Origin of the sequence: Rhodococcus sp. 06-462-5 (assembly GCF_002258315.1) — a bacterium.
In the GTDB taxonomy this organism is placed as follows: Bacteria; Actinomycetota; Actinomycetes; order Mycobacteriales; family Mycobacteriaceae; genus Rhodococcoides.
Genome location: NZ_NOYD01000044.1, coordinates 1 through 680, shown reverse-complemented (window position 1 = coordinate 680; position 680 = coordinate 1). Strand labels below are relative to the sequence as shown.

Sequence of the window (680 nt, the reverse complement as noted above, 5' to 3'; positions counted from 1 at the left end):
GAGGAACTGTCCATCACCGACGATCCCGAGCCGCGGGGGCATTCGTTCGAGTTCCGGATCAACGGCGAAGACGCCGGACGCGGGTTCCTGCCCGCTCCGGGCCCGGTCACCACGTTCATCGCCCCGTCGGGGCCGGGTGTGCGGGTCGATTCCGGTGTCGAATCCGGCTCGGTGATCGGGGGCCAGTTCGATTCGATGCTCGCCAAACTGATTGTCACCGGAGCCACCCGCGAGGAAGCCCTCGCTCGCTCACGTCGAGCGTTGGCGGAGTTCACCGTCGAGGGGTTGGCGACGGTGATCCCGTTCCATGCTGCGGTGGTCTCCGATCCGGCGTTCATCGGCGACGGGGACTCGTTCTCGGTGCACACCCGCTGGATCGAAACCGAATGGGACAACCAGGTTGCCCCGTTCACCGCCGGAGCGCCGATCGACGACGAGGAGGTGCTGCCGCGGCAGTCCGTGGTCGTCGAGGTCGGCGGCCGACGCGTCGAGGTCTCGTTGCCCGGGGAATTGTCCCTCGGCGGCAACGGAGGCGGCGGTAACGCGGGTGCAGTACGGCGTAAACCGAAACCGCGGACTCGTGGTGGTGCCGGAGCCGGCGCGGCCTCCGGTGACGCGGTGACCGCACCGATGCAGGGCACCGTGGTCAAGGTCGCCGTCGACGAAGGCCAGAGCGTCGA

Annotated in this window: 1 pseudogene; it reads left to right on the top strand. The window is 68.5% G+C overall.

Annotated features, from left to right (window positions below):
* Positions 1-680: pseudogene (locus tag CH251_RS19685) on the top strand (acetyl-/propionyl-CoA carboxylase subunit alpha); the annotation flags it as partial.